Genomic DNA, 23,219 nt, shown 5'->3' with positions numbered 1-23,219 from the left:
GAGTTCCATTCGACCGCCGCGCTCGAAGAACGTGTGGAACGCGTCAGCCGCGACGGCAAAGACTCCGCTGTCGAAAAAGGCCACCGCCCGGCGGTAGCCGTCTGCCGCTGCGATGCGTTCGCGGAGAGCTCTCGTGAGCGCCGTCGGCCCCCGGAGCAGTTCAGGCGAGGTTTGAGCGACCGATCTGTACCGAGTCTTCAAAAGAGACCCGCTAACGCTTCATCGAGCTCTTCCGTTGAGAGCGGTTGGGGAGACGGCGGCGAAAAGGCGTGATCGGGGGCCGGCTCGTTCGGCGGCACTTCTTCAGCGGGCGGTATTTCGTCTTCGACCGCCTCCGTTGGCTCCGCGACGTGCCCGAGCCGAACCTCCTTCAGCAATTCCTCGAACCATGCGGGGACTTGGTCGGAACTGTTGAACCGCCGGCTCGACGCTTTATATGCGGCTTTCAGCACGCCCGGCGAGACGTTCATCTGTGCCGTGTCGAACGTCCATCCCTCCGGAACCGCGACGGTGGGCAGGGGGCCGGCCCCCTCGAATCGAATGGCGTGCGGATTCTCGCCCTCCTCGTCGTCCCGTCCTTCGAAGGCGCTCGGCAACTGTCCGATCACGTACGGCTCGTAATCTTGATAGTAGCGAGCGAGCCGAACGCCAATTTCGCCGAGCGTCACCGGACCGCCGGCCTCAGCGACCGTTCGGCAGACCCAGCCTCGCTTGCCGAGGGCCGTCGCCGTCCCCCCGGCCTCGTTCCAACGCAACCGACGTCGCCGCATCGGGCGGACGTCGCCGCCTGACTCCTGCACAAGAACGTCGGCGAGCAAGAACTGATCGAGACCCGGCGGCAGCGTGACGCCGAACAGTCGCCGCAGCGTCTCCTGGGCGAACCGATGCACGCCCCACGCCGTCGCGTCATGAATACCGCGGCTACTGAGTCCCGAGAGGATGAGCGTTCGTAGCGCTTCCAGCGACATCGTCCGCCCGGAACTGGCAGATCCCTCGACAGCCGGCAGCGAGATCTCCCAAAGATCTCCGCGACGGCTCAAGCGGTAACGCCCGGAAGGGGCGACACGACCGAATTCGTCGCGGAGGAACCGTAGGTCGCGGTCAAGTCTGCCTTTAAGGCTCCGTTCTTCCGACTCGACCAAAGCGGCGGCATCCCGGAGGTGCATGGGCTCGTCGCTTTGAATCAGTCGGACCAGCAACCGGTCGAGGGGTTCCTCCGTGAAGTGCAGGGTTTCGCCCGCTTCTGCGTAGAGACCTCCGGAGGGAAGGGCGGGACACGCCGCGTCGATCCAACCCCGCGCGATTTCCGGCTTCACCCCCGGACAAGCTCCGGCGGCCCAGGACAGCAGTTCGTCCGTGGTGAAGGGCGTACAACGACTCCGCCCGACCTTGCGCCATTTCTCTAAGACCTCTTCGGGCGTCTCGTCCCCGCTGACCTCCACATTAAACAGTAAGTCCATGGTGCGGCCGACAAGGGCCGCCGCGTCGGCGGCGTCCGCATATGGGCGAAAATGTTCGTAGAAGTCGTCCAGCAGGTGCCGGGCCTCCGGCCAGCGGACGCCGAGCACGTCGCTGGCGCGGGCCGTGAGTTGACGGATCCGCTCGCGTGACAGTCCGAATTCCTCCGCCAGCGTTTGGAGCGTTAGCACCGCCCCGTCGAGTCCGAGCCGCCCGCGCAGGCACTCGGCAGTCTCGAACCCCAAGTCCCAACCGATCTGTTCGAGCAGCGGTTCGAGGAACTGCTCAGCGATTATCGCCGCCGACGGGCGGGCTTCGCTGGCTAGGACGTCGTCAATCCAGGTTCGCACGCGGGCGACGCGAGTCGGCAGGACTTGAACCGTCAAACCTTCCCGCGGGTCCTCGACCGCGAGGGGCTGATCCAACGGTGCGGCGACGCGGAGCAGGATGTCGGCGATCTGACGAAACCGCGTGGGACCCACTCCGGGGGCGTCGCGGAACTCTTCGAGCGGTTGGCCAGTATATTCGCCTATCGGATCTCGCCAACGCGTTCGCGGCAACTCCGCGAGACTGACGGCGAACCGCCCGACCGGCTGCGGGGCGAGATGGTGTCGAACGAATAAGTCGTGGATGTGCCGCCACGCTGACTCGTCTAGTCGTTCTGGAGACTGGGGCAGGCGAGTTCGGACTTCCGCGGTGGAGGGCGGTGACGAACTTGCTTCAACCTTTTCAGTCGTCGATGACTCCGCTTTCGCGGATTCTTCAACCTCCGTGAGCGCCTCGAAGACGACCTCGAGCGGTGTCTCCCCCCGCACAGGGGCTGCGTCAGTTTCTTCTTCTCCCAAACCATCCGTAAAAGCGAGCTGGTCTCGAACCGCCACCTCAAGACACAACTCTTCCAATACTTCAATGAATTTTTCCAGCCTCAGCGGCCCCACTCCGTTCTTGAGGGCATGATCGGCATAGCTGTCCGATAAGAGGTCGCTAATGGGCGGATCGGCGAAGCAGAGGGAGAGTCCGGCCCGGTAGAAGCGAGGCCAAGAGCGGAGGGCGCGCGCAAGGACCGTCTGATCTGCCAGCGAAAGAAGTTGGCGACGAACTCGTTCGTACGCGGCGGCGGGATCATCCAGAGAATCGTCCGGGTGACCCACGCCGGGCTCAGTCTTGATCGCCCGCTCCAGTAGATCGAGGAACTTCTCCGCCCGCCGCCGTCCGATTTCTCGGGGCGCAGTCAGGTCTAGGAAATCGGACCGCAGTACCTCGCTCAGCGGCTGGTCAACTAACGCTTTCGGTAGGTGCGTATCGCCGGAATTCGACCAATCCCGCAGGGGCCGGTCGAGCTGCTCCGGTGCGATATGACCGGCGAGTTCCGCACGAAGGTGGTCGTAGCGGACTGCACCCGCATGTTGCCAATCTTCCAACTCCCCCACTGAGGGACTGTCTACCGACGACTCCGCTTCTCGGACGACCTGTCTCAACAACATTAAAAAGCTCACAATCTGCTCATCGTCGACGCCCCGCCGCGCCGCGAGCCATTGGAACTTTAGATTGAAGACCTCTCGCAGCGGCCGATCACACAACGAGGGGGCAAGTTGAAGACGGTCATGGGGAGCTGCCCACTCCCGTAAGGACCGATCAAGCAGCACGTCGTCTGCGACGTCTAGCAGACGGTTCCGAAGCTGACGGTACTGGTCCTCGGGAAGCATGCGGTAGAGCGGTCGCGGAGGATTGTGAAGTCAGTGGACCCGCCTCCGGAAGGTGCGGCGGGCGGCGGGCGGATTCAAGCGAAACCGCTTCCCGCTGCGTCGAAATCGGAACGGCGGGAGGACGAATCCAGATCTTCGGGGCACTAAACCCGATGAGGGTTCGCTGCACTGTGGGATGACGCCGCGGAATACCCGCCGGCCCCCTCTCCCCAGTCGGAAGAACCCATGCCCGACCCGCCGCCGCTCGCGGCCCTGCTCGCCTTTGCCGAGCCCGTACCCCCTTCCGGTCCGTGGGCGAACGACCTGTTCCCCGCCGTCCTGCTGCTGGCCCTCGGGGCCGCGCTGGTCGCCTTGGGAGCTTGGATCGTGAAGCCGCCGCCCAGGCCGCCGCACCACGACGAACATCCCGGCGGTCACCAGCGCAACCGCGCCCCCCGCCGCGACCGCGGCGGCCGATTCCGCGGCCCCCCGCCGAACAGCGGCCCCGCGAACCGCACGAACCCCCTGCCGGACCCGCTCCGCCGCCCGCTGCGGCTGCCGTAGCGGATCGGCTTTCCCATCCCCTCACCCGAAAGGACGCGGTCCCATGAGCCACGTCGTCACGATCGAGACGAAGCTGAGAGACCCGGCGGCGTTGTCCGCCGCCTGCGCCCGGCTGAAGCTGCCGGAACCCCGGAACGAGACCGTCAAGTTCTTCGACGGCGCCGAACACAGCGGCCTCGCAGTGAGGCCGCCGGGGTTCGTCTACCCCGTGCTGGTGCAGACCGACGGAAACGTCCGCTGCGATACCTACAACGGCCGCTGGGGCGACGACGCCTTCCTCGGCCGCCTGAAGCAGGCCTACGCGGTCGAAGCCGCCAAGCTGCAGGCGAAGGCCCGCGGGCACCGGATCAGCGAGACCCCGCTGCCCGACGGCGGCGTGCGGCTGACCGTCACCGCCGGGGCCGTCGGCTTCGGCGCCGCCGGGAACGCCTACGGAGGACTCGCCTGATGACCCCCCGCATCGAGATCACCGTCACGCCGGAGGGCGAGACCAGCGTCGAGACCAAGGGCTTCGCCGGCCCCGCCTGCAAGGCCGCCAGCCAGCCCTACGAGGACGCCCTCGGCAGCCAGACCGCCGAGCGGCTGACGCCCGAATACCACGCGACCGAATCGGTCAGCGAGCAGGAGCGGCTGCGGGCGTAGATTCCGCGGCCGAGTGCATTCCCAACCCAAACACCCCCAGCAGGAGATGCCGATGGCCAGACGACCGTCGGGCGAGAACCCCGGCCGGTGTCGAAGACGACGAGGCGAGCGACGCGACGAGGGGCGACGCCTGCCCGGCGAAAGCCCCGAGGAGGAGCGACCGCCGACCCTGAAGCGGCGGTTCGCGGAGCTGATCGCCGCCGCCTTCCCCGGCGTGCTGGTGACCAGCGACGAACCCGAGGATGCCGTTCGCGACCTCGCCGCAGTCTGCCAAGAGAGGAACTGGACCTTCGCCGCGTGGACGGCGACAGGCGACGAAGAGGGGCCCGGTGATCCACTGGCCGCCGTGAAGGCCCTGCCGCAGAGCGGAGACGGCGAGACGCCGGCGGTCTTAGCGATGGTCCACGTCCACCGCTTCTTCCAGTCCGCCGAACTGCTGGCGGCCATTCGAGGCACGCTCGCCGCGGGCAAGACCCGCCGCACCTGCTTGGTGCTGATTCAGCCGACCGGCGACCTGCCGCCGGAGTTGAAGCGGGACTTCGCCGTTCTCGATCACCCGCTTCCCAGCCGGGAAGAACTGGACGGCGTGGCGAAGGGCGTCGCCACGGAGCCGGGCGAACTTCCGGAGGAGATGTGGGCGGTGCTCGACGCCGCGGCGGGACTGACCCGCTCGGAAGCCGAGAACGCCTTCGCCCTGTCGCTGGTGCGGCACGGCAAGCTGGACCCCGACCCGCTCTGGGAGCTGAAGGCGAAGCAGCTGACCGGCTCCGGCTCGCTAACGCTGTGCCGCAACGGTCCCGGCTTCGGTTCCCTCGGCGGCATGCAGGCCCTGAAAGCCTTCTGCCGCACGGCCCTGACCAACCTGCACCCGCACGCCGAGCCCAAGGGCGTGCTCCTGCTAGGCCCGCCTGGATCCGGCAAATCGGCCTTCGCCAAGGCTCTCGGCAGCGAGGTCGGTCGGCCCACCCTGTCGCTGGATATCGGCGGGCTGATGGGTTCGCTCGTGGGTCAGTCGGAGGAAAACACGAGGCGGGCGCTGGCCACGGTGGAGGCGATGTCGCCCTGCGTGCTTTTTATTGACGAGGTCGAGAAGGCCCTCGCCGGCACGTCCGGCGGGCAGCAGGACAGCGGCGTCGGCACCCGGATGCTCGGCGCTCTTTTAAGTTGGCTCGCCGATCGCCCGCGGGGCGTGTTCGCCGTGGCGACCAGCAACGATGCGTCGAGGCTGCCGGCCGAACTGACCCGCTCCGGCCGGTTCGACGCGACGTTCTTCCTCGACCTGCCCGCCGCCGAGGAGCGTGCGTTAATCTGGGACCGCTACCGGGCGGAGTACGGGATCGACGCCGGCGACGAGCCCGCGGACGACGAGGGCTGGACCGGGGCGGAGATCGAATCCTGCTGCCGCCTGAGCGCGCTGCTGGGCGTCTCCCTGGTCGAAGCTGGCTCCTACGTCGTTCCGGTCAGCGAGAGCGGTAGGGAGCAACTGGCGAAGCTGCGGCGGTGGGCCAGCGGTCGGTGCTTGGACGCCGAGGGCGGAGGTCCGTACCGGCATCGCGATCGGCAGCAATCCGGCGATCAACCGCGACCCCGCCGCAACACGCAGCGGAGGCCGCCGGGCGGGGGCTACTCGCTGAACTGACGTGACCTGCGTCGCCCTGACTTTCACACGCCCCGGCACTTCGCCGGGGCGTTTCTCATTTCACACCCAGAGGAGCCGCCATGACGCTGTTGATCGGCCCGCCGCGACGCGGGCGAACCCATGAAGTCGACGAGGACCTGCCGGACGCCGAGACCGACCACGGCGCCGCGGAGGTTACGATCCTCGACGAGGAACGGGATCACCGCGAACGGGACCCCGCCGAACGGCTGCGTGAGGACGCCGCCGCGGTGCGGCTGCACGTCAGTTGGCCGGGGCTGAGGCGAACCCTCAGTCCGGAGCAAAAGTACGAGGCGGCCAGCCCCTTCGACGCCGACAGTGGTTCGTTGTCGGCCTCGAAGAAGCTGCTGGACACCAATCACCCCGCCCTCCGGGCGGCCGCGAAGGTGCGGCACGCCGCTGTTTCGTACTGGAAAACGACGTCGCTGCCGTTCCCCGAGAACGGCGTGCGGTTGTTGCCCCGCGACGATCTGCCTTCCTTCGAACGGCGGATGAACGAATTCCAACGGGAACTCGCCGAGACCGCGATCGAGGTCGATCGAAGCCGGGACGACCTCGTGGATCTGGCCCGGCAGCGGCTGGGCGATCTGTTCGATCCGTCTGACTACCCTCGCTCACTGGCCCCGCTGTTCGGGCTGAGCTGGGACCTGCCCGCGGTGGAGCCGCCGGACTACCTGCGGCGGCTCTCGCCCCGCCTGTACCAGCAGGAGTGCGATCGCGTGCGGCAGCGGTTCGAACAGGCCGTGGAGCTGGCCGAGCAAGCGTTCGCTCAGGAGTTGGCCCAACTGGTCGACCACCTGCGGGAACGCCTCACCGGCGGCGAGAACGGCGGGCCACGGGTCTTCCGCGATTCGGCGATCGAGAACCTGACGGAGTTCTTCCAGCGGTTCCGCCGTCTGAACGTGAACAGCAGCCCCGACCTCGACGCCGTCGTGGCGGAGGCCGAAGGACTGATGCGGGGCGTCGACCCCGTGGACCTGCGGGCGAACACCGGCGTCGGCTGGCTCCAACAGCGGGTCCGCGAGGGACTGACCGGCGTGGCCGAGGCCCTCGACCCGCTCGTCGCCGACGCCCCCCGCCGTCGCGTGCTGCGGTCTCCCCGAGGAGCGTGTTTCGCGAAACACAGGAGCTGTTCGTCGGCTCCGACGGGAACGCCCGCGGGTTGTACGGCGAACTCCTCGACGCCGCCGCGATGGGTACGTGCTCCGTGACGCGTGCCAGCCACGTCGAGCCCGCCGACGGCGGCGTCTGGACCGCGGATCTCTCCCCGAGCGGCGGTCCTGTACTGGGGCCGTTCCCGCTGCGGAGCGAGGCATTGACCGCGGAGGCCGACTGGCTCATCCGCAAACTGCTGAACCCGCCAGGCTGAGGCCCGGCACCACCTTCGACTTCACCCCCCCAGCGGCGGGTCGGCTTCATCGCCGGCTCGTCGCTTTTCTTTTCCCACTTCACGAACAGGAGCTTCCCATGCCCCAGCACGAACTGAACCGCCGCATCGCCGCCGTCACCGGCGAGAGCGTCGGCGCCATCGCCCGGATGGGCTTCCAGATCGACGGCCCGCCGTCGTTCACCCACTTCGACGACGACCTCGGCCCCATCGACTGGGACGAGCACCAGGCCCGGCGGCGGACGAACCCGCACCGCTGCGGCAAAGGTCGCGTCGCCTTTCACTGATTTGAAGGCGGCGGCTTCACGACCGGCGACGGGCTGAACCCCGTCGCCGGCCTTTTTCCCTCATCCGCTGATCCCCGAACACGAGAGGGCCCCATGCCCCCGATCACGCTGCCCCGGCGAACGCTGCATGCGTTCCGCACGGTGCTGAAGAAACACCTCGGGCTCAAAGCCCGCGACGACGGGCCGCCGGTCCGCATCGACGCCGGAGCCGAAGGCGGAACCCGGCTGACCGCCGTCGGTCCTGACGGCCGCGGCGTCAGCCTGCTCATCCCCGGCGATCGTCCGCCTGCCGGATTGGTCCTGCCGTTCAATCTGCTGGCGGAGGCCGGAGCTGCCAAGAACGGCGACGTTTCCCTCGCCGAAGCCAACGGCGGCGCCGCGGTCGTCGCCAACTGGGACGAGAAGGGCGTGCCCCGCAGCGCCCGCGGCTCGCTGGAAAAGCAGGACCGCGACCGGGCGGCGACGTTCGCTCCGCCGGCCGTTGGCAGCTTCCATGACCCCGGCCCCGGCTTCGCCGCGGCGCTGCGGTCGGCCGTGGCCGTGACCGACGCGGAGTCGACCCGCTACGCCCTGGGCTGCGTGCGGCTGGACCCGCACGCCGGTCGCATCGAAGCGACCGACAGTCATCACCTGCTGATCGCCCGGGGCTATTCCTTCCCCTGGGAACAGCCCGTCCTGCTGCCGGCCCCGCACGTCCTGAGCTGTTCGCAGCTGAAGGACGCGGAGCTCCGCGTGGCGAGGGTGACGGACGGACCGAAGGTTCCGCTCGTGGTCCTCTCCGTCGGCGACTGGACGCTGTGGACGCCGGAGGCCCGGGACGCCCGGTTCCCGGACCTGGACCGTGTGGTTCCCGGCGGCGAGGGGAAGGCCTCCGTCAGCCTCTCTGGGGCCGACGCGGCGTTCCTCGCCGACCGGCTGGACCGACTCCCGGGAGTCGGCGCCGACCGCCGCCCAGTCACGCTGGAGGCGAAGGACGGCCTGTTCCTGATTCGTGCCGCGGACGAGGGCGGCAGGCCGGTGGAGTTGGCCACGGCGTCCTCGCAGGTCAGCGGTACGGCGATCTGCGTCGCCGACCGCCGGTTCGTCGGCAGGGCGTTGTCCAACGGCTGCACGGAGATCGTGCTGAACGGCGCTGAGGAGCCGGTGCGGTGCGACGCCGCCGGCACAGAAACCCTCAGCACGACGATCGTCTTCGCCACGCTCGCCGGCGATCCGGTTTCGGCGAAGGACGCGGTGAGGCTGACCGCAGATGAACCCACGAACTCGGCTCCACCCAGAGCCGCTGAGACGCCCGTCGCGGTCCGCGAGGGCCGGACTTCTCAACCCGCTTCTCCCACGAGGACCGCCCCCACGATGCCCCGCAACCGCATCGCCCAGAACGCGAACGGCTACCGCACGAACGGCGACGCCAACGGCCACGCCGTCCGCGGCGAAGAGAACCCGGACACCTCGCCGGACCACGACGCCCTGCTGGAGCGGGTCTCCGCCCTCGGCAGCACGTTGTCCGACGCGGCCTCGGAAGCCAGATCGCTGGCGACGGACCTCCGCAAGCTGAAACGCCGCAACCGCACCGTTACCAGCGCCCTCGCCGGGCTGAAGCGGCTCGGCTCGCTGGTCGCCTGACTGGTTCCTGTTTCGCGCAACACGAAGGAGAGGCAGATGCTGAAGTTGAACGCGGGCCTGTCCCGCAAGATCGGCCTGCCGAATTACGGCAGCCGCGGGGCGATGGTGAACGTGGAGATCGAACTGCCGGCCGACGTGCTGAAGGATTCCGACAAGTTGCGGCGGCAGGTCCGCGGCTGCTTCGAGACGCTGCGGGCCGCCGTCGACGAAGAGCTGGGCGTCACGCCTGAACCTCACAACGAGGTGGAGGAGCAGCGGTGGCGGCCGACAGCGGACCCGCGGCGAAACGGCGGCGACAACGGCCACGCCCGCAATGGCACGAACGACAACGGCTACGCCGGCAACGGTCGCGGGGGTCTCCCCTGCACGGAGAAACAAGTCCGGGCCCTGCACGCCTTCAGCCGCAGGGCTGGGGCGGACTTGGCCGCCGAGTTGCGGCGGCTGGGCGTCACCACCGCGGAGGACTTATCCCGCCGGCAGGCCAGCGAGGCGATCGACCGGTTCAAGGAGAAGGCGGAAGCCTGAAGCGCGCCCGCGAGCGACCCCGCCCCGCCCCGGAACGGGCGGGGTGGGCCTTTTCACTTTTAGCCCGCAGCGGTCGCGGCCGCGGCCTGTGGAACCCGGGGATCGGGCAGGGGCGCCCGCCGGACCGAGAGCGAGTCCCGCCGTCTGGCCGGTTCCCACGGCGGGCGGCGGGGCGGTTTCACAGTTTCACGGTCACACCGGGGAAGAGAGCAGAGAGAAGGATCCCTCTTTATCTCTTCTTCATTCAGAAATGGTGTGAAAGTGTGAAGAGGGCTACTTCCGCCTGTCTGGCTTGTGCGAATGGCTTCACATCGGCTTCACGCGGGCGGGGCCGAGGCGTGAAGGCGTGAAGAACGACCCGCCGCGACGGGCGGGCCGTGCCAGGGTCCGCGTGACGGTGAAGCAGGTCGAGACGCAAAACCGCACGGGCCGGGGCGGCCTCGGGCCGCCCCGGGTGTTTGTGGAAAGGCGGAAGCACGCTTCCTCGAGGCCGGCGGGATTCTTCCGGTCGGGCGCCGCCGCATCGGGAACGCGTTCCGCCGTTCCAGGCGAGGGAGAACACCCCCTCACGTGAGTTTCCGTCTACTACTATCTATCCCTTCAGAAAGACGGAACAGTGGAACAGGAAGAGGTAAGACGCTGTGAGGCAATAGGTTAGGTTGTTCCGGCGGCGTTCAATCTGGCGGAACGGGGCGGAACGGGGCGGAACGGGCGAAACGGCGACCCGCGGGGCTGCCGAAGGACGCCCCGCGACGCTTCCGGACGGGCAGAGGCCGGCCGACTGGAGACCGGCGAACTCCCGCCGGTCGACGGTCTCGCGTGCGTGCTGACGGTGCGGGGGCGGATTGCCGGTCGGGCGCTGCGGGGCGACCGCCGGTTTAGCCCCGGCGACCCGGCTCGCCTTCCAACGGCCGCGGCTCGCTGCCCTGCACGGAAAAGCAGGTGCGGGCGCTGCACGCCTTCAGTCACCGGGCCCTCGTGGAACTGACGGAGGAACCGCGGCGACGGTTCGGGCTGACCACGGCCGAGGAACTGTCCCGCCGGCAGGCGAGCGAGGCGAACGACGGGTTGAAGGAACGTGCCCGGACCTGATCTCAACCTGCGACTGTCTTGGATCCTGCCCCGCCCGGGTTCGGGCGGGGCGGAGTTCTCTCTTTAACTACCAGGCTACCGGAGAGCAGCGTCTACTTTAGAGTGTCGATCCGTCGCGGCCGAAGATTGGCCATTCGCAGCCCGCGACCGACTGCGATCCCGGCGAGGGGTTCCGTGTCGCCTTGACGCGGCCGACTGTGGTGAGCAGCATGAACCGCCTCGATGGGGCGATCAGCCCGGCCTCTCCAAAAGTACAGCCCCTATGGTACCGTGAACCCTCTCGAGTGGCGGCAAATCCCGAGTTCGGGTGGCCGGCGAGGAGCGGCTGACGGTACGTTCCCGCGGTTTCACGGGAATCGAGTTGCAGCTCGTAGTCGACGTCATCGGGCTGCTGGTCGCCCTGCTGTTGTCGGCGAGGCAACACTTCCAGGAGGCGTCGCCGGCATAAATGGTTCCCACCGGCCGCTGAAATCAGACTAAGTTCAGTGAGCTCTCACGAAAGAACATAATGGGCAAGAAGCGTATCTTCATTAGCTTTCCGATTGAAGACAAGTCGGCCTATCACCACCTCGTTGGGCAAGCGAGGAACGAGAACAGCCCGTTCGAGTTTGTCGACATGGGCGTAAAAAAACCGTGGGACGAGAAATGGAAAACGAACTGCCGCACGAAGATTAAAGGCTGTGACGGCGTTATCGCCCTCGTCAGTAAGAATACGGCCAGCGCGGACGGACAGCTTTGGGAGGTTGGCTGCGCCCTACAGGAAGAGGTGCCTGTGCGTGGAGTTCACATTTCTGTCAAGGAACGTCCAAGCGCACTCCCGCGTGAGTTTGCGGGGGTACGAGTTGTCAGCTGGACATGGGACAATATCGCCAACTTTCTCGATAGTCTCTGACCGAGGTTGACGTGAGCATGCGGTCAGCACTCGTAGTGGGTATCGATCATTACGGCCATCCATTCCCCAGACTCCACGGCGCCGTCAGTGACGCGCACGCTATTCAGCAGTTGTTGTACAGCCATGCCGACGGAAGTGCGAACTTTCAGGTCGAACTGCGTACCGCCAGCACGACAGGCGAAGGAGTCAACAGTGGCGATCTCAGGAATCTGGTAGAGAGACTTTTTCAAAGCAACAGCGACATTGCCCTTTTCTATTTCGCCGGACATGGGCACGTTGAACGTACAGGCGGCTATTTGCTCACGAGCGAATGCAGCCGAGGCGACCAAGGCCTTTCGCTGTCAGACTTGTTAGTGATGGCGAATGAGTCGAAGATCCGTAATCGAGTCATACTGCTCGACAGCTGCCACTCCGGTGCGGCCGGCGTTGTGCCGCACGTCGGCCAAAACTCTGTCCTGTCTGAGGGGTTGACGATTATGACGGCGTCATCACAGGATCAGTATGCACATGAAAGCGGTATGGGCGGAGTGTTCACGTCGCTACTCGTCGACGCCCTGAGCGGAGCGGCGGCAAACATTCTCGGGGAGATCACGCCGGGTAGCGTATACGCACACGTCGATCAGTCGTTAAGCTTCCTCGAGCAGCGCCCCGTCTTCAAGACGAACGTGCAGAGCTTTGTGTCGCTGCGACGTGTGGAGCCAGTCGTCACCGTAGAAGAGATCCGCCGCATGCTCGAGTTCTTTCCATCCCGCGGTTCGGAATATCAGCTTGACCCCTCTTTCGAACCGCGGGACGACGGGAGGACCGAGATGATGCCGGCCGCCGACCCCGCCAACGTCGAAAAGCTGCTTGTGCTGAGAAAATACAACCGTGCGGCGCTCCTTGTACCGGTCGGCGTCGCCAATCTTTGGGACGCATGTATGGAAAGCAAGCCGGTCCGCCTCACTGCCCTCGGCGAACATTACAGACGTCTCGCTGAACTCAAACGAGTCTGAGTGGCGAAAATCGAGTAGCCCTCGATTCTTATCGAGAAGATATGAAAATCGGCATCACAGGGCACCAAAAGTTAGACGACGCCTCGGTTTGGCCGTGGGTAGAGGCAGCCATGAGTCGAGAGCTCGACGCTGCTGCCCGACCTTTGGTGGCGGTGACGTCGCTGGCAATCGGGGCGGATCAACTGCTCGCACGTCTCGTATTAGAGAGGGACGGTTCCGTGCATGCCGTTCTGCCATTCGCCGACATCGCTCGGACGCTCCCGGCGGAGAATGTTCCAACCTTCAATTCGATCGCGGGTCAAGCGAAGGTGGAAACTCTCGACGTGGCAGGGACCGAGGAAGACGCCTATTTGGCGGCCGGGAAGCGAATTGTTGACCTCGCCGACAGGATGCTTGCCGTCTGGGACGGACTCCCGGCGAGGGGCAAGGGTGGTACGGCGGACATCGTTGCATTCGCCATAGAGTCCGGGGTACCCCTCGTCCATATCAACCCGCTCGATCGGACAGTGAAGTCACACGGTCGATGAAGGCGACGTCGATCTAAACCCCCGCTCAGACTGTGGGCAACATTATGAAGCAGAAATACGTCATCCTCCGTGCCGGCGGCACTGCGGCGACAGGCCCGTTCACGGGGCCGCTCGGCACCGGCGTTCGCGGCGGGTTGATCGGGGGCGGCCCGTTCGCCGCAGACCCGCGGATCGAGGCGGACGATCTGGACTCGAATCGCGTCGCCGAGCTCCGACAGCAGAACGACGTTGTTGCAATCGCGCCGCAGATGCCGACGCGGCTCATCGCGCCCTTGGACGTCGACGGCACGCCACCTGAAGCGACCCTCGGCAACGTGACTTGGGGCGTGCAGGCCGTGGGGGCCGACGGCTCGCAGCTGACCGGCGAGGGGGTCACCGTCGCCGTACTTGATACGGGCATCGACAGGAACCATCCGGCGTTCGCCGGCGTGGACATCGTCGAGCAAGACTTCACCGGGGACGGCAACGGCGACGTGAACGGCCACGGCACACACTGCGCGGGAACAATCTTCGGCCGCGACGTGAGTGGAATCCGCATTGGCGTGGCGCGTGGCGTCCAACGCGCCCTCATCGGCAAAGTGCTGGGCAACGATGGATCGGGCAACACCCTCTGGTCCCTCGAAGCCATCGAGTGGGCCGTCAAGAACGGCGCAACGGTCATTTCGATGTCCCTCGGGATCGACTTTCCCGGCTACGTCGACCGGCTCGTAAATCAAAGCGGAATACCGACTGACTTGGCGACGAGCATCGCGTTAGAAGGTTTCCGCACGACCATCGGCGTGTACGAGGGGCTCGTCAGCTTCGTGAAGGCAAGGCACGAGTTCGGCGGCACGAGCATCATCGTCGCGGCGGCAGGAAACGAGAACCGACAGTTCCAGAACCCGGATTGGAGCATCGCCGTCGGCCTCCCTGCGGCTACCGACGGAATCCTGTCCGTGGCGGCGCTCGGACAGGGAGACGGCGGGTACGTCCCCGCACGCTTTTCCAACTCCGGTGCGATGGTCGCCGCGCCGGGCGTGAACGTCCTCTCGGCACAGGCGAACTCAGCCGGCTTGGTCGCGTTCAACGGCACCAGCATGGCCGCCCCGCACGTCGCCGGTGTAGCGGCACTGTGGGCGCAGTGGCTGCGTCGCCAGCGTACGCTCACCCCATTTACATTAGAAACGAAACTGGCTGGGTCAGCTACAACCGCATCGCTCGACCCTAGATACCAGCCGGCTGATGTGGGTCTAGGTCTTGTCCAGGCGCCGCCGAGTGCCTGACGGTATACGAGCGCGCGATGTTGCCAATGTACACGAGCCACGGGAAGCAACGAGAACCCAGTTCCTCATTTGAAAATAAAAAGGCAGTGTTTTTGTCTCATGCACGCGGGTCGTTGCTATGAGGAATCTTATCCGACGACTGCTGATCATGCTCGGGTGCCTCGCACGGTTCATGAGCCCCGAAATAATTAGTATGTGCGTGCTGTTCCCTTTAATGATTATCTTTCGCCAACAAGGTTGGTGGGTATTGCTTGGCGTATGCGTGGTCGCCAATTACTACGTCCTAATATACAGGGCCACTATAGGCAACATTCGGCTTGACCTAATGATCAGGGCGAAGAAACTCCAGCATTGCATGCTTGACGAAGGGGCTGACCAGCTCGTGCGGGACGTCACGTCGGATGAGCGGCCGATCCATCGGAAATTTGCCCTTTTCCTGAGGCCTTTTGCATTGGACCGTGCAGTATTTTCGGGAAGCCGCGAACAAGCAGGCCAGCTTGATCATTGGTCGCTAGAAAGTCGCCTCGCTCTCGGATTTAGGAGATCGACCATCATGATTTCGTTTAGCCCGGTGAAGGAATCTATGCATAAGGTCTGGGGTGAGAAGTTCGCAAGTTCGGCGATGTGCAATACAACTGTTTACGACAGAGAGTTCGACAAGTTCAAGGGGATGCTGCTGTACGACCGTCCCGGGCAATATCAAGCATCGATGTCAGAGTGGTTCCCCACCTTCCGCCGGCTTGCCCATGAGGCACAGGTAGTTTTCTGTCTTCCTATCGACGCGTCGACGGATGATCAATTCTCGGCGACTCTTGAGGAACTCGTGTACCTAAGCGACCAGTTGAGCGAGAAGTGCGTGTTTATAATGCCGCCTGATCAAGATGTGTGGATGTGGAGGCCGACTGGCGGCGGTGTGTGGGAGAGTTCGTCAGTTAAGCTGTCGGAAATGTGGGAGAGTGCCGTGAAGAAGCTGACGGTCAGAGGGTTGACGCTCCCTCATTTCAAGGACAGTGAGTATGGGGTGAATATGTTTACGATGTGTGACGGCGTCGTGAGGTTGGTGCGAGTTTCACCAAGTCAACTTAGCTCCCCTAATGATTACTTGCGAAGGCTCGGGTTCGGCCACACGAGCAGCGAATGAGTGCGTTTGGTCTTCTTGCAGCGGGCAGATCGCTTTGGCGCCAATGTGGTCGCTAAGCTTAGAGCCTGCTGTTGAACTTCGCTTTACAGCGGTAGCGAATGGGCATGAACACGCCACAGAAATGCTACCCCAGCGACGTGACGGACGCGGAGCGGGAGTTTCTCACGCCGTACCTGACGCTGATGCGGGAGGACGCCCCTGCAACGGCTCCATCCGTCCCGGAAGCTGTTCGGTGCGCTGCGGTACATCGTCAAAAACGGCTGCGTCTGGCGGTACCTGCCGAACGATTTTCCGTCGTGGGAGGCGGTCTACTAACAGTCCCGCCGCTGGCAGGTCGCCGGCGTCTTCGAGGCGATCGCCCACGATCTGCGGATCTTCGAGCGGCTGCTGAAGGACCGCCGGGACGATCCGACCGTCACGATCTTCGACGCCCACACCCTGCACTCTACCCCCGAGAGCGGCGGGAGGGCGTGGCCTGCCCCCGGAAACTGGTCCAGTCGCTATGAGAGCGGGGACGGGGGGTGACGTGCGAGGCGGGAATGAGGCCGTAGGCCGAATGGACGCCTCGCACGTCCGCGCGAACGCCGCCGGGGTTAACGTACCCGAGCGAACTGTGCGGTCGCACTTCGTTGTACTCACGCTTCCAAGCGCTCGTCAAAGCTCGAGCCTCTTGCAGGCTGCCGAACTCCTCCGCGGCCAAGAACTCGTCCCGCAGTTTCGAGCGAAACTCTCGGCGTAGGCGTTCTCCCACGGCGACGCCGGAGCGACGTACAGCGTGCCGATCTGCAATCGCTCGGTCCATCGCCGGATCGCCCTCGCCGCGAACTCCGGCCCGTTGTCGCTGCGGAGATGGTTCGGAGCGCCCCGCTGGCGGAACAACGCGGCCAGCGTCTCGATCAAATCTTCTGCGGTGACGCTCCGGCCGACCTCCAGCGCCAAGCATTCCCGCGTGAATTCGTCCACGATCGAGAGCCACTTCAGCGTCGTTCCGTTCGCCGTCCGGTCGAAGGCGAAGTCCCAGGCCCAGACGTCGTTCCTCCCCGCCGCCCGCCGGCGATGGCAGGCGTTGGCCGACGAACCGACCCGGCGCTTCTTGGCCTGTTTTCTCGGAACCCGGAAGTCCTCCCGACGCCAGAGCCGGAACGCCCGCTTGGCGTTCAGCCGGAAGCCCTCCGCCCTCAGCAGCGCGGCGATTCGCCGGTAGCCGTAGCGGGGGTGTCGTCGCACCAGTTCGGACATGCGTTTCAGCAGCGGCCCCTCGTCGGACTTGGGCGTCGATTCGTACCGCTGGCTGCTGCGATGCTGGTCGACGACCCGACAGGCCCGCCGCTGCGATACGGCGAATTGCTTCACCAGATGTGCAGCGGCGGTCCGCTTCCGAGAGGGGCTCACCAGTTTCCCGAGGCGAGTTCCTTGAGCATCGCCTTATCCAGCTCCGCCTCGGCCAGCAGCTTTTTGAGCCGGGCGTTCTCGACTTCGAGTTCCCGGAGCTTCTTGGCCTCGGTCGCCTTCATCCCGCCGTATTGGTTCCGCCAGCGGTGATAGGTCGCTTCGGTGACTTCGAGCGCCTGCAGGACGGCCGCCAGGTCGCGGCCGGCGTTCAGCATGGCGTCGGCGTCCCGCAGCTTGCGGACGATCTCCTCGGGGGTGTGTCGTTTGCGTCGTTTGGTCATGGTCTAATCTCCATGCCGATGTCATCGGCTTGAGACTCTCGTAACTGCCGGACCAGTTTCCGGGGGGCAGGCCGGATTGTTCGTCAGACCGGCGACGCCGCCGCAGCGTCTGGGCCGCCGGCGACTGGGCGGGATCGATACGCTCCCGCGTGAGATCGAAGCGTGAGATCGAAGCGTGGTTCGCGGCTCGCAAAGCGGCGGGGGCGACGGTCCGGTGGCAATTCGCCACGGTCGACGCGCGAATTAAACTGAGCCGGTCCTACCCGTCAGTAACAGCTTGACGCTGCACTTACTGAGCGCCAGATGGATTTCTGCGGGACGGCAGGTCGAATTGAAAGGGCAGCCTCGTGCCTCGCACGAAACCGCGGAGCAGCCGCTGCTGGCCGGCGGCGGCGATCGCTTCGCGGGCCAATGCCTCCAACTCGTCTGCGTCGTCGGCCGTCCGGCCGGCGGCGGTCACGCACTTCCCGTGACCCCACGCCGCCTCGACCGCGTTCAGCTCCGGGGCGTAGGCCGGCAGATACTCCAACCGGACGTCCTTCACGCGTTCGCACCACCCTCGCAGCCGCTGGCCCTTGTGCACGTTCAGGTTGTCCAGGACGACGACCAGCGGGCAGCCGAGCGTCTTCCGCAGCCGGCGGAGGTGGGCGATCAGGTCCTCCTGCGTCACCCCTCGGCCCCGCAGGAACTCGCAGTACAGGCCGCACCGCCGGCGGCGCGGCGAGATCGTCAGCGAGCCGATCACGCTCACCCGCTCCCGGTGACGCACGCGATGCCGGATCGTCGGCGTGCGTCCGACCGGCGCCCAGGTGCGGCCGACGTGCGGATGCGTCAGGAACCCGGTCTCCTCGTACCAGACGAGGGCGGCGCCGAGCCGCCGACACTTTTTTTTTTGCGGGGCCAGTCCGTGCGGACCCATCCGGCGATCGCCTCTTCGTCCCACTCGACGGCCCGCTTCGCCGGCTTCTGGGGCGAGCGCCCCAGCCGCCGCAACAGTTCCGGCAGGTACTTGGAACTGTGGGCGACGCCGAACTCGCGTTCGATCAGCGCCGCGACCCGCGGCCCGGTCCAGAGCTGCCCGGCCAGGCCGGCGGCTTCGGGGCCGGCGTCGAGCAGTTCGGCCAGCCGCGTGCGTTGGGCGTCGGAGAGCTTCGGCGAGGCTCCCGGCGGTTTGCGAGCGGTCAACGCGGCGGGATTCGTCCCGCGGTCGGAGCGTTCGATCCAGAGCTGAACCGACCGGACGGAGCAGCCCAGCGCGGTCGCCACGTCGGCCGCCCGCCAGCCCGCCTCGCAGACCAGCCGGACGGCCCGCAGTCGGGCCTCGTGGGAGTGGCGGGTCCGTGCCGGTTCGCCCATCCTCCCATTAAAACAACCCGGCCGCCGGCGCAACAACCCGGCTGGTTCTCAGTAGCAGCGGCCTAAATAATTTCCATCAACCACTTGCCCCAAGTGCCAAATCCAGAGACTGACGGAACGAGTAACGTGATCGCAACCGATGCGCATAACTTCTTACGTTTAGCAATACTCATTTCGGCGACGGCGTAAATTGGTCGATTGATCAGGCGCCATGCGATGCGATGAAGAATCAGTGTTACCGACACGCTAACGAACGCAAGCGTCGGTATCAGTACAGTTACGTTGAGTGAGGCCAGGGTGGCAAAGAATGCAACTGGCCGCTGAAGGCGTTCTGCAAACTCCGTTGTAAGTGCCAATGACGCTATGCCGCTGAACGGGTTGAGTGTGCCGAGAAAAACCCAAGCAGGAACGGCGAAGAAAATCATCGCGATGGCGAGGTTTGCTGCCAAAGAGAGCATGATGGTCGGAAACGAACGAAAGTCGGCGCAGGCTCGCAGGCAATATCTGGTTGTGCCGATCAGGAGCCAGTCTGATAAGACGGCGCACGCGAGTGCCGCTGTTGCGATGAGTGCTCGAACAACAAGTTGGGCCGTTGGGGCCGGCGGCTCGACCGCTGCGTACCAGCACCAACTCGTGAAGAACCAGAGCGGTGCTGCCGCGAAAGTTCCAACCAGCGTGAGATATCCATAGCTGGGCTGCGTGATGCATCGATGCATTAGCTCGAGAAAGAATACGCACCAAGCAATCGCAGCTAGCATTGCAACCGGATACGTGACGGACGCGGCGAACGCAAAATACGGGACCGGTGCTGGTGCGGTGTCTGCGAAGTGAATCGCAAAAAGATAGAGCAATAGCAGGAAGAAAACGAATCCGAATGCGGCCAGCGAGTAGGCTGACGACACGGCTACGGAACGGATTGAAAACACGCTTTCGCCGAAGAGTCGGTCAAAGTGCTCGCCGAGCGTCGTGCACACGCGTCGCGCGAATACAACATGTCGGCCCACCGTCATCTCGCTATAGTCCTGCATCTTAAGCCACCAATGCTCTAGGCGGTTTTGCATTTGCCCATGCTCGTCGTCGTACAGGAAGACGGCGATATAAAGCAGGCCGATGCCGATGATGCCGCCGAGAAGCGAAAGAGCTGAGGACACCAGTTCCATATTTACCTGCAGCTGTTCTGGGGTTCTCCGGCACATTGCTTGATGGCACTTGCCGGTCATCATGCATCGTGTCGGGTTCGGGAAGGTCGAGATCGGCCGGGTTGACGACCGCGCAGCCGCTGCGTTTCAGGTCGTGCGTGTACGTGATCCTCGAGAGGTACGGCGTTGCGACTGAGGAATTCGGGCACCGTGATGTCATAGCCCCTCGAGGAGGTCGTGGCGAATGAACGCGGGAAGGTCTGGCCGTTGATCTGGGCCGTGAGATCCCTCCGCCTTGCGGCGGAGGAGATAGCGCGGCAAACGAACGACTCGTGCAGATAATGCCGATGGCAGACGCTGCTTCGCCGGGCGGTCGATGTTCGCGGCTGAACGTAGCCGACACGGAACAGTTCCACCGCCGAAAGGGTACGCGGCTCTTCATCTGGCCGCAGATTCAACAACGGTGGCAGACGGCCGAGCGTCGGCTGAGAGGGGGCGGTTGTCATCTCTGATGACTTCCGCGAGCGTGGTGACGCGAAAGGGGCCGCCGGATCGGCCCGTTCCCGCGTCTGTTGCCCACCTCCGTCGGCATAATGGACATGCGGCCATGACTACAATGCGGTCTATTATGGCGATGTCTGGTTCGCCGGTCCTGTCTCGGACGTTTTCGTCGAGATTCGATACATTTGGTTCTGAACGACCAGGTCACCCTTTTCTAATAGTTTGGCAAGTGCGTCTGTGAGTGATCCGGGAAACGGGGCGAAAAGATGGGTTCGTCTCATCGCTCGCGCCTCACGCAAGATCTCTTCCCGAGTTCGCGCCCTCCCGTCGCTAAGCACTTCTCTGATCAGCATAGCCGACCTCTGAGGTGAAAACTCGACGAGCAGCTTTCCGCACCACCCAATAACTCCCAGAACGGCCGCCAAAAGAGCGAGGACGCCTGCCGACTCAAGAAATTCGGTTGACCGGCCCGAAAGTTTGGAGAATACGGCGTAGACGCCAACTAACATCACCGCTGCAAGGCCAGTGGTCATAAGCACCTGAAGCGACTCCATTCCCCGTCGAACCGCTTGACCCCTCCGCTGGCGGTCGCATCGGCTGGTTTTCATGGCAGAGGACCTTCAGGGCGTGTCGAGATTTCCGTGCTGCTATACAAAGCTGCAGCCAGTGCAACGGTGATCTCGGCATCATCCAAGGAGGCGAGTTCATCGTCCAGAGACTCTCGTGGATTTCCGCAGGCGAGTGGTCCGAGCGTGATTACGCGGGAGCCTTCCCACTGGTAGCCGGCATTCTCTCCGGCCGACTGAAGGAGTATCAGCGGATTGACGCCGTGCACCTCCGGCTGATCGCCTTCACCGTCGGCCGGTCAGTCCTACCCGTCCAGACCACTGTGTTCCTGCTGAAGAGCGTTGCGGTGTCCGGGTTCGAGTTGGAACTGCTGGAACCGGGGCGGGCCCGGCAGGTCGAACAGGAGCACGTCCTCCTCAATCTCGCGACGGCGCTCCCGTTGCTGCTGGCAACAGCAGAGCGGCAGCATTTGCTGAGCCTCGACCACGGGAAGTCCGGTTGGTGCCGCGGCGGCGGACTGTTGCGAACTGCACTGCGTCGGCGTTACTCGATCAGGTTGCTGGCAATGGCCGGCCCGAACCGGCAGGTAGGCCACTCGTGCGGCAACCGGGAATCCGGCCTCGGCGATCTGGTGAGGCTGACGCTGTTGGGGGTACCGCTGCGCGAGCAAACTCTGGGAAATTGGTAAGTGCCGGCCGACGAAACGGGGCCGGCTTGACACTCACGCCCGGGAGTTGAAGCCGATCTCGTCTCCTTGGCCGCGGCGCGAACAGGGGGTGACCTTCGACGGAGCCGGCTTCCGCTCCTGCCAGTAGACGCACGCGTCACCCCCGATGGCGAGTTCCGCCTTGCATCCCTGTCTGACTGCGTGCCTTCCGACCGTCGCGGTCACGTTGCCGTGTTTTTCGCCCGCCCGGGCGCAGGACGCTGCTGAAGGGGCTGTGACGGTGCGGTCAAGTTACTGGAACCTCGAGTACGACGAGAGCGCCCAGTCCTTTTCGCCCAGCAGTCTGCCGCCAAGGGAAAGGTGGACCTGTGGGGCGTCTCGGATAGTTCCAGTCCGGCCTTCGCGAACGCGATCGACGCCGCCGTCGAAAGCTCTCGCATCGAGAGCTCAGTTATACGACGAACCGGCACCGCCGCTATCGCATCCTCTCGCTCGACGGCGGCGTGATCCGGAGCCTGGTGACCCGCGTTTGCTTGGCCAAGCTTGAAAAGGCACTCGGGCTCCGGCTCCGTTGCACAGGTTCTTCGGTTTGGTGGCCGGGACCGACACGGAGGGATTGGTAGCCAGCGAATTCACGAAAGAGATCCCGGCCCCGAGACGATGTGTCGGACGCCCGCCGGTGCCGCAGGCGATCTTCCGGCGTCGCTCGAGCGAGTTTCGACACTGTCCGAGCCGTCCGCGCGTCTTCTCACGGGCAGCCGTTTCTCAACAAATATTATGCATTCCGGGCTGGAATGCATTTGGGCGGCGTATCGAGTGGAATCTGACAGTCGCCGCCGTTCGGCGGCCCGGGGGCGTCGACTCGCCCCGCCGCTGAGCTTCGCAATCGCCCTCCCGTCCCGAGATTCCCCGTGAGCGACACCCCCGCCGTCCCGCCCGCCGAAAAGGATCGGGTACCGCTCCCCGAGCTCCGCCGCCAACTCCTCATAGTGTGGTTCGGCGGGGCCGGGACGCTCTTCGTTCTGCTGCTCGTCCTATCTATGGGAACACGGTTCCAGCCCAAGATGGACGGGGAGCGAGTCGATCAGAGGGAGAAGGTATGGGCTTGGTACGTAGGCGCGATCGGCCCGACGCTGGGGCTGATGCTCGGCGTGCTGGGTAAAGCGGCGCTGGATACCGAGCCGGACGAACGGACTGTCGACCGCTTTTACGCCCGTTTCGCGGTTGGCCTTTCGGCGTTCTACTTGTTAATGGCGGCTATCTCGGTCCTAGGGGCGATTCTTCTCCCGCAGGACGGCGGTCCGACCGCCGCCGAAGCGATTCCCGTTTCCAACCTCTGGTTGGGCATTCTGCAGGGGCTCGCGGTGGCGGCGATCGGATTTCTTTTCACGGCGCAGGATCGGAAGAAGGCCGCTTCCGCCGCGAACGAGTCATCTATAAGCTAGGGAACGCGGAGTGTTGCACCGCAGAATGTGAACCCTCTCTACAGGTCTCGACATGCTGGCTCCATTTTGTTTGGCCGGGTTCTTGTGGTTGGGGTACCTCACCGCAGCATTCGTCCAGCCGCCCCCGCAGGACG

Annotated in this window: 22 protein-coding genes and 1 pseudogene; 18 read left to right on the top strand and 5 right to left on the bottom strand. The window is 64.9% G+C overall.

Going from position 1 to position 23,219, the window contains the following annotated elements:
- Nucleotides 1-197 precede the first annotated feature (197 nt).
- Nucleotides 198-3,164: a sigma factor-like helix-turn-helix DNA-binding protein gene (locus CA12_RS14240; RefSeq protein ID WP_145359711.1), complete on the bottom strand. Its 2,967-nt coding sequence runs from the start codon at nucleotides 3,162-3,164 to the stop codon at nucleotides 198-200.
- A gap of 225 nt (nucleotides 3,165-3,389) precedes the next feature.
- Between CA12_RS14240 and CA12_RS14235 the strand changes: the two genes are divergently transcribed.
- The 16 genes from CA12_RS14235 to CA12_RS23275 all read left to right on the top strand — a co-directional run bounded on the left by CA12_RS14235 (nucleotide 3,390) and on the right by CA12_RS23275 (nucleotide 16,052).
- Nucleotides 3,390-3,707: a hypothetical protein gene (locus tag CA12_RS14235; protein WP_145359710.1), complete on the top strand. Its 318-nt coding sequence runs from the start codon at nucleotides 3,390-3,392 to the stop codon at nucleotides 3,705-3,707.
- 43 nt (nucleotides 3,708-3,750) lie between these two features.
- Entirely contained in the window at nucleotides 3,751-4,155 is a 405-nt protein-coding gene (locus CA12_RS14230) for a DUF1257 domain-containing protein (RefSeq protein WP_207622004.1), read from the top strand.
- On the top strand, nucleotides 4,155-4,349 hold the full coding sequence (locus CA12_RS14225; RefSeq protein WP_145359709.1) for a DUF2997 domain-containing protein: 195 nt from the start codon (nucleotides 4,155-4,157) through the stop codon (nucleotides 4,347-4,349). Before CA12_RS14230 ends, CA12_RS14225 begins: the two co-directional genes overlap by 1 nt.
- Nucleotides 4,350-4,401: 52 nt before the next feature.
- Nucleotides 4,402-5,988 carry an AAA family ATPase gene (locus CA12_RS14220; protein ID WP_145359708.1) on the top strand — a complete coding sequence of 529 codons (1,587 nt, stop codon included), beginning with the start codon at nucleotides 4,402-4,404 and terminating at the stop codon, nucleotides 5,986-5,988.
- Nucleotides 5,989-6,068: 80 nt separating this feature from the next.
- Nucleotides 6,069-7,217: a hypothetical protein gene (locus CA12_RS14215; RefSeq protein ID WP_207622003.1), complete on the top strand. Its 1,149-nt coding sequence runs from the start codon at nucleotides 6,069-6,071 to the stop codon at nucleotides 7,215-7,217.
- On the top strand, nucleotides 7,214-7,375 hold the full coding sequence (locus CA12_RS14210; RefSeq protein WP_242687916.1) for a hypothetical protein: 162 nt from the start codon (nucleotides 7,214-7,216) through the stop codon (nucleotides 7,373-7,375). The genes CA12_RS14215 and CA12_RS14210 overlap by 4 nt, the downstream gene beginning before the upstream one ends.
- Nucleotides 7,376-7,473: 98 nt before the next feature.
- Entirely contained in the window at nucleotides 7,474-7,680 is a 207-nt protein-coding gene (locus CA12_RS14205; RefSeq protein ID WP_145359706.1) for a hypothetical protein, read from the top strand.
- Between the two features lie 93 nt (nucleotides 7,681-7,773).
- On the top strand, nucleotides 7,774-9,303 hold the full coding sequence (locus tag CA12_RS14200; protein ID WP_145359705.1) for a hypothetical protein: 1,530 nt from the start codon (nucleotides 7,774-7,776) through the stop codon (nucleotides 9,301-9,303).
- Nucleotides 9,304-9,339: 36 nt separating this feature from the next.
- On the top strand, nucleotides 9,340-9,828 hold the full coding sequence (locus CA12_RS14195; RefSeq protein WP_145359704.1) for a hypothetical protein: 489 nt from the start codon (nucleotides 9,340-9,342) through the stop codon (nucleotides 9,826-9,828).
- 942 nt (nucleotides 9,829-10,770) lie between these two features.
- Nucleotides 10,771-10,920: a hypothetical protein gene (locus CA12_RS22160; RefSeq protein ID WP_165700768.1), complete on the top strand. Its 150-nt coding sequence runs from the start codon at nucleotides 10,771-10,773 to the stop codon at nucleotides 10,918-10,920.
- Nucleotides 10,921-11,428: 508 nt separating this feature from the next.
- Nucleotides 11,429-11,812, top strand: a complete 384-nt coding sequence (locus CA12_RS14190) for a TIR domain-containing protein (RefSeq protein WP_145359703.1) — start codon at nucleotides 11,429-11,431, stop codon at nucleotides 11,810-11,812.
- A 17-nt stretch (nucleotides 11,813-11,829) separates the two neighbouring features.
- Nucleotides 11,830-12,807 carry a caspase family protein gene (locus CA12_RS14185; RefSeq protein WP_145359702.1) on the top strand — a complete coding sequence of 326 codons (978 nt, stop codon included), beginning with the start codon at nucleotides 11,830-11,832 and terminating at the stop codon, nucleotides 12,805-12,807.
- Between the two features lie 41 nt (nucleotides 12,808-12,848).
- Nucleotides 12,849-13,334: a hypothetical protein gene (locus tag CA12_RS14180; RefSeq protein WP_145359701.1), complete on the top strand. Its 486-nt coding sequence runs from the start codon at nucleotides 12,849-12,851 to the stop codon at nucleotides 13,332-13,334.
- Between the two features lie 44 nt (nucleotides 13,335-13,378).
- Entirely contained in the window at nucleotides 13,379-14,596 is a 1,218-nt protein-coding gene (locus CA12_RS14175) for a S8 family peptidase (RefSeq protein ID WP_145359700.1), read from the top strand.
- Between the two features lie 193 nt (nucleotides 14,597-14,789).
- Nucleotides 14,790-15,737, top strand: coding sequence for a hypothetical protein (locus CA12_RS14170; RefSeq protein ID WP_145359699.1), 948 nt, complete (start codon nucleotides 14,790-14,792; stop codon nucleotides 15,735-15,737).
- A gap of 198 nt (nucleotides 15,738-15,935) precedes the next feature.
- Complete coding sequence (locus CA12_RS23275; protein ID WP_145361544.1) at nucleotides 15,936-16,052, top strand: transposase; 117 nt, start codon at nucleotides 15,936-15,938, stop codon at nucleotides 16,050-16,052.
- Between the two features lie 274 nt (nucleotides 16,053-16,326).
- Here the strand turns inward: CA12_RS23275 and CA12_RS14160 are convergent.
- The 4 genes and pseudogenes from CA12_RS14160 to CA12_RS14145 form a co-directional block, all read right to left on the bottom strand.
- A pseudogene (locus CA12_RS14160) lies at nucleotides 16,327-17,410 on the bottom strand (IS3 family transposase); the annotation flags it as partial.
- A gap of 289 nt (nucleotides 17,411-17,699) precedes the next feature.
- Nucleotides 17,700-18,329 carry a transposase gene (locus tag CA12_RS14155; protein ID WP_145359698.1) on the bottom strand — a complete coding sequence of 210 codons (630 nt, stop codon included), beginning with the start codon at nucleotides 18,327-18,329 and terminating at the stop codon, nucleotides 17,700-17,702.
- Entirely contained in the window at nucleotides 18,242-18,766 is a 525-nt protein-coding gene (locus CA12_RS14150; protein WP_145359697.1) for a winged helix-turn-helix domain-containing protein, read from the bottom strand. Before CA12_RS14150 ends, CA12_RS14155 begins: the two co-directional genes overlap by 88 nt.
- Before the next feature lie 62 nt (nucleotides 18,767-18,828).
- Nucleotides 18,829-19,989, bottom strand: coding sequence for a hypothetical protein (locus CA12_RS14145; RefSeq protein WP_145359696.1), 1,161 nt, complete (start codon nucleotides 19,987-19,989; stop codon nucleotides 18,829-18,831).
- Nucleotides 19,990-21,235: 1,246 nt separating this feature from the next.
- On the opposite strand from CA12_RS14145, the gene CA12_RS14140 reads away from it, so the two are divergent.
- Both CA12_RS14140 and CA12_RS14135 read left to right on the top strand, forming a co-directional pair.
- Entirely contained in the window at nucleotides 21,236-21,661 is a 426-nt protein-coding gene (locus CA12_RS14140) for a hypothetical protein (protein WP_145359695.1), read from the top strand.
- A gap of 890 nt (nucleotides 21,662-22,551) precedes the next feature.
- Nucleotides 22,552-23,085, top strand: a complete 534-nt coding sequence (locus tag CA12_RS14135; protein ID WP_145359694.1) for a hypothetical protein — start codon at nucleotides 22,552-22,554, stop codon at nucleotides 23,083-23,085.
- The last annotated feature ends 134 nt before the right edge of the window (nucleotides 23,086-23,219 follow it).

Origin of the sequence: Alienimonas californiensis (assembly GCF_007743815.1) — a bacterium.
Lineage (GTDB): Bacteria > Planctomycetota > Planctomycetia > Planctomycetales > Planctomycetaceae > Alienimonas > Alienimonas californiensis.
This window is presented reverse-complemented; position numbering and strand designations above follow the sequence as displayed.

Excerpts from the sequence above, each read along its gene's own strand:
- CA12_RS14240 (WP_145359711.1), bottom strand. The coding sequence starts at position 3,164 with ATGCTTCCCGAGGACCAGTACCGTCAGCTTCGGAACCGTCTGCTAGAC.
- CA12_RS14235 (WP_145359710.1), top strand. The coding sequence starts at position 3,390 with ATGCCCGACCCGCCGCCGCTCGCGGCCCTGCTCGCCTTTGCCGAGCCC.
- CA12_RS14230 (WP_207622004.1), top strand. The coding sequence starts at position 3,751 with ATGAGCCACGTCGTCACGATCGAGACGAAGCTGAGAGACCCGGCGGCG.
- CA12_RS14225 (WP_145359709.1), top strand. The coding sequence starts at position 4,155 with ATGACCCCCCGCATCGAGATCACCGTCACGCCGGAGGGCGAGACCAGC.
- CA12_RS14220 (WP_145359708.1), top strand. The coding sequence starts at position 4,402 with ATGGCCAGACGACCGTCGGGCGAGAACCCCGGCCGGTGTCGAAGACGA.
- CA12_RS14215 (WP_207622003.1), top strand. The coding sequence starts at position 6,069 with ATGACGCTGTTGATCGGCCCGCCGCGACGCGGGCGAACCCATGAAGTC.
- CA12_RS14205 (WP_145359706.1), top strand. The coding sequence starts at position 7,474 with ATGCCCCAGCACGAACTGAACCGCCGCATCGCCGCCGTCACCGGCGAG.
- CA12_RS14200 (WP_145359705.1), top strand. The coding sequence starts at position 7,774 with ATGCCCCCGATCACGCTGCCCCGGCGAACGCTGCATGCGTTCCGCACG.
- CA12_RS14195 (WP_145359704.1), top strand. The coding sequence starts at position 9,340 with ATGCTGAAGTTGAACGCGGGCCTGTCCCGCAAGATCGGCCTGCCGAAT.
- CA12_RS14190 (WP_145359703.1), top strand. The coding sequence starts at position 11,429 with ATGGGCAAGAAGCGTATCTTCATTAGCTTTCCGATTGAAGACAAGTCG.
- CA12_RS14185 (WP_145359702.1), top strand. The coding sequence starts at position 11,830 with ATGCGGTCAGCACTCGTAGTGGGTATCGATCATTACGGCCATCCATTC.
- CA12_RS14180 (WP_145359701.1), top strand. The coding sequence starts at position 12,849 with ATGAAAATCGGCATCACAGGGCACCAAAAGTTAGACGACGCCTCGGTT.
- CA12_RS14175 (WP_145359700.1), top strand. The coding sequence starts at position 13,379 with ATGAAGCAGAAATACGTCATCCTCCGTGCCGGCGGCACTGCGGCGACA.
- CA12_RS14170 (WP_145359699.1), top strand. The coding sequence starts at position 14,790 with ATGTGCGTGCTGTTCCCTTTAATGATTATCTTTCGCCAACAAGGTTGG.
- CA12_RS14155 (WP_145359698.1), bottom strand. The coding sequence starts at position 18,329 with ATGGGTCCGCACGGACTGGCCCCGCAAAAAAAAAAGTGTCGGCGGCTC.
- CA12_RS14150 (WP_145359697.1), bottom strand. The coding sequence starts at position 18,766 with ATGGGCGAACCGGCACGGACCCGCCACTCCCACGAGGCCCGACTGCGG.
- CA12_RS14145 (WP_145359696.1), bottom strand. The coding sequence starts at position 19,989 with ATGATGACCGGCAAGTGCCATCAAGCAATGTGCCGGAGAACCCCAGAA.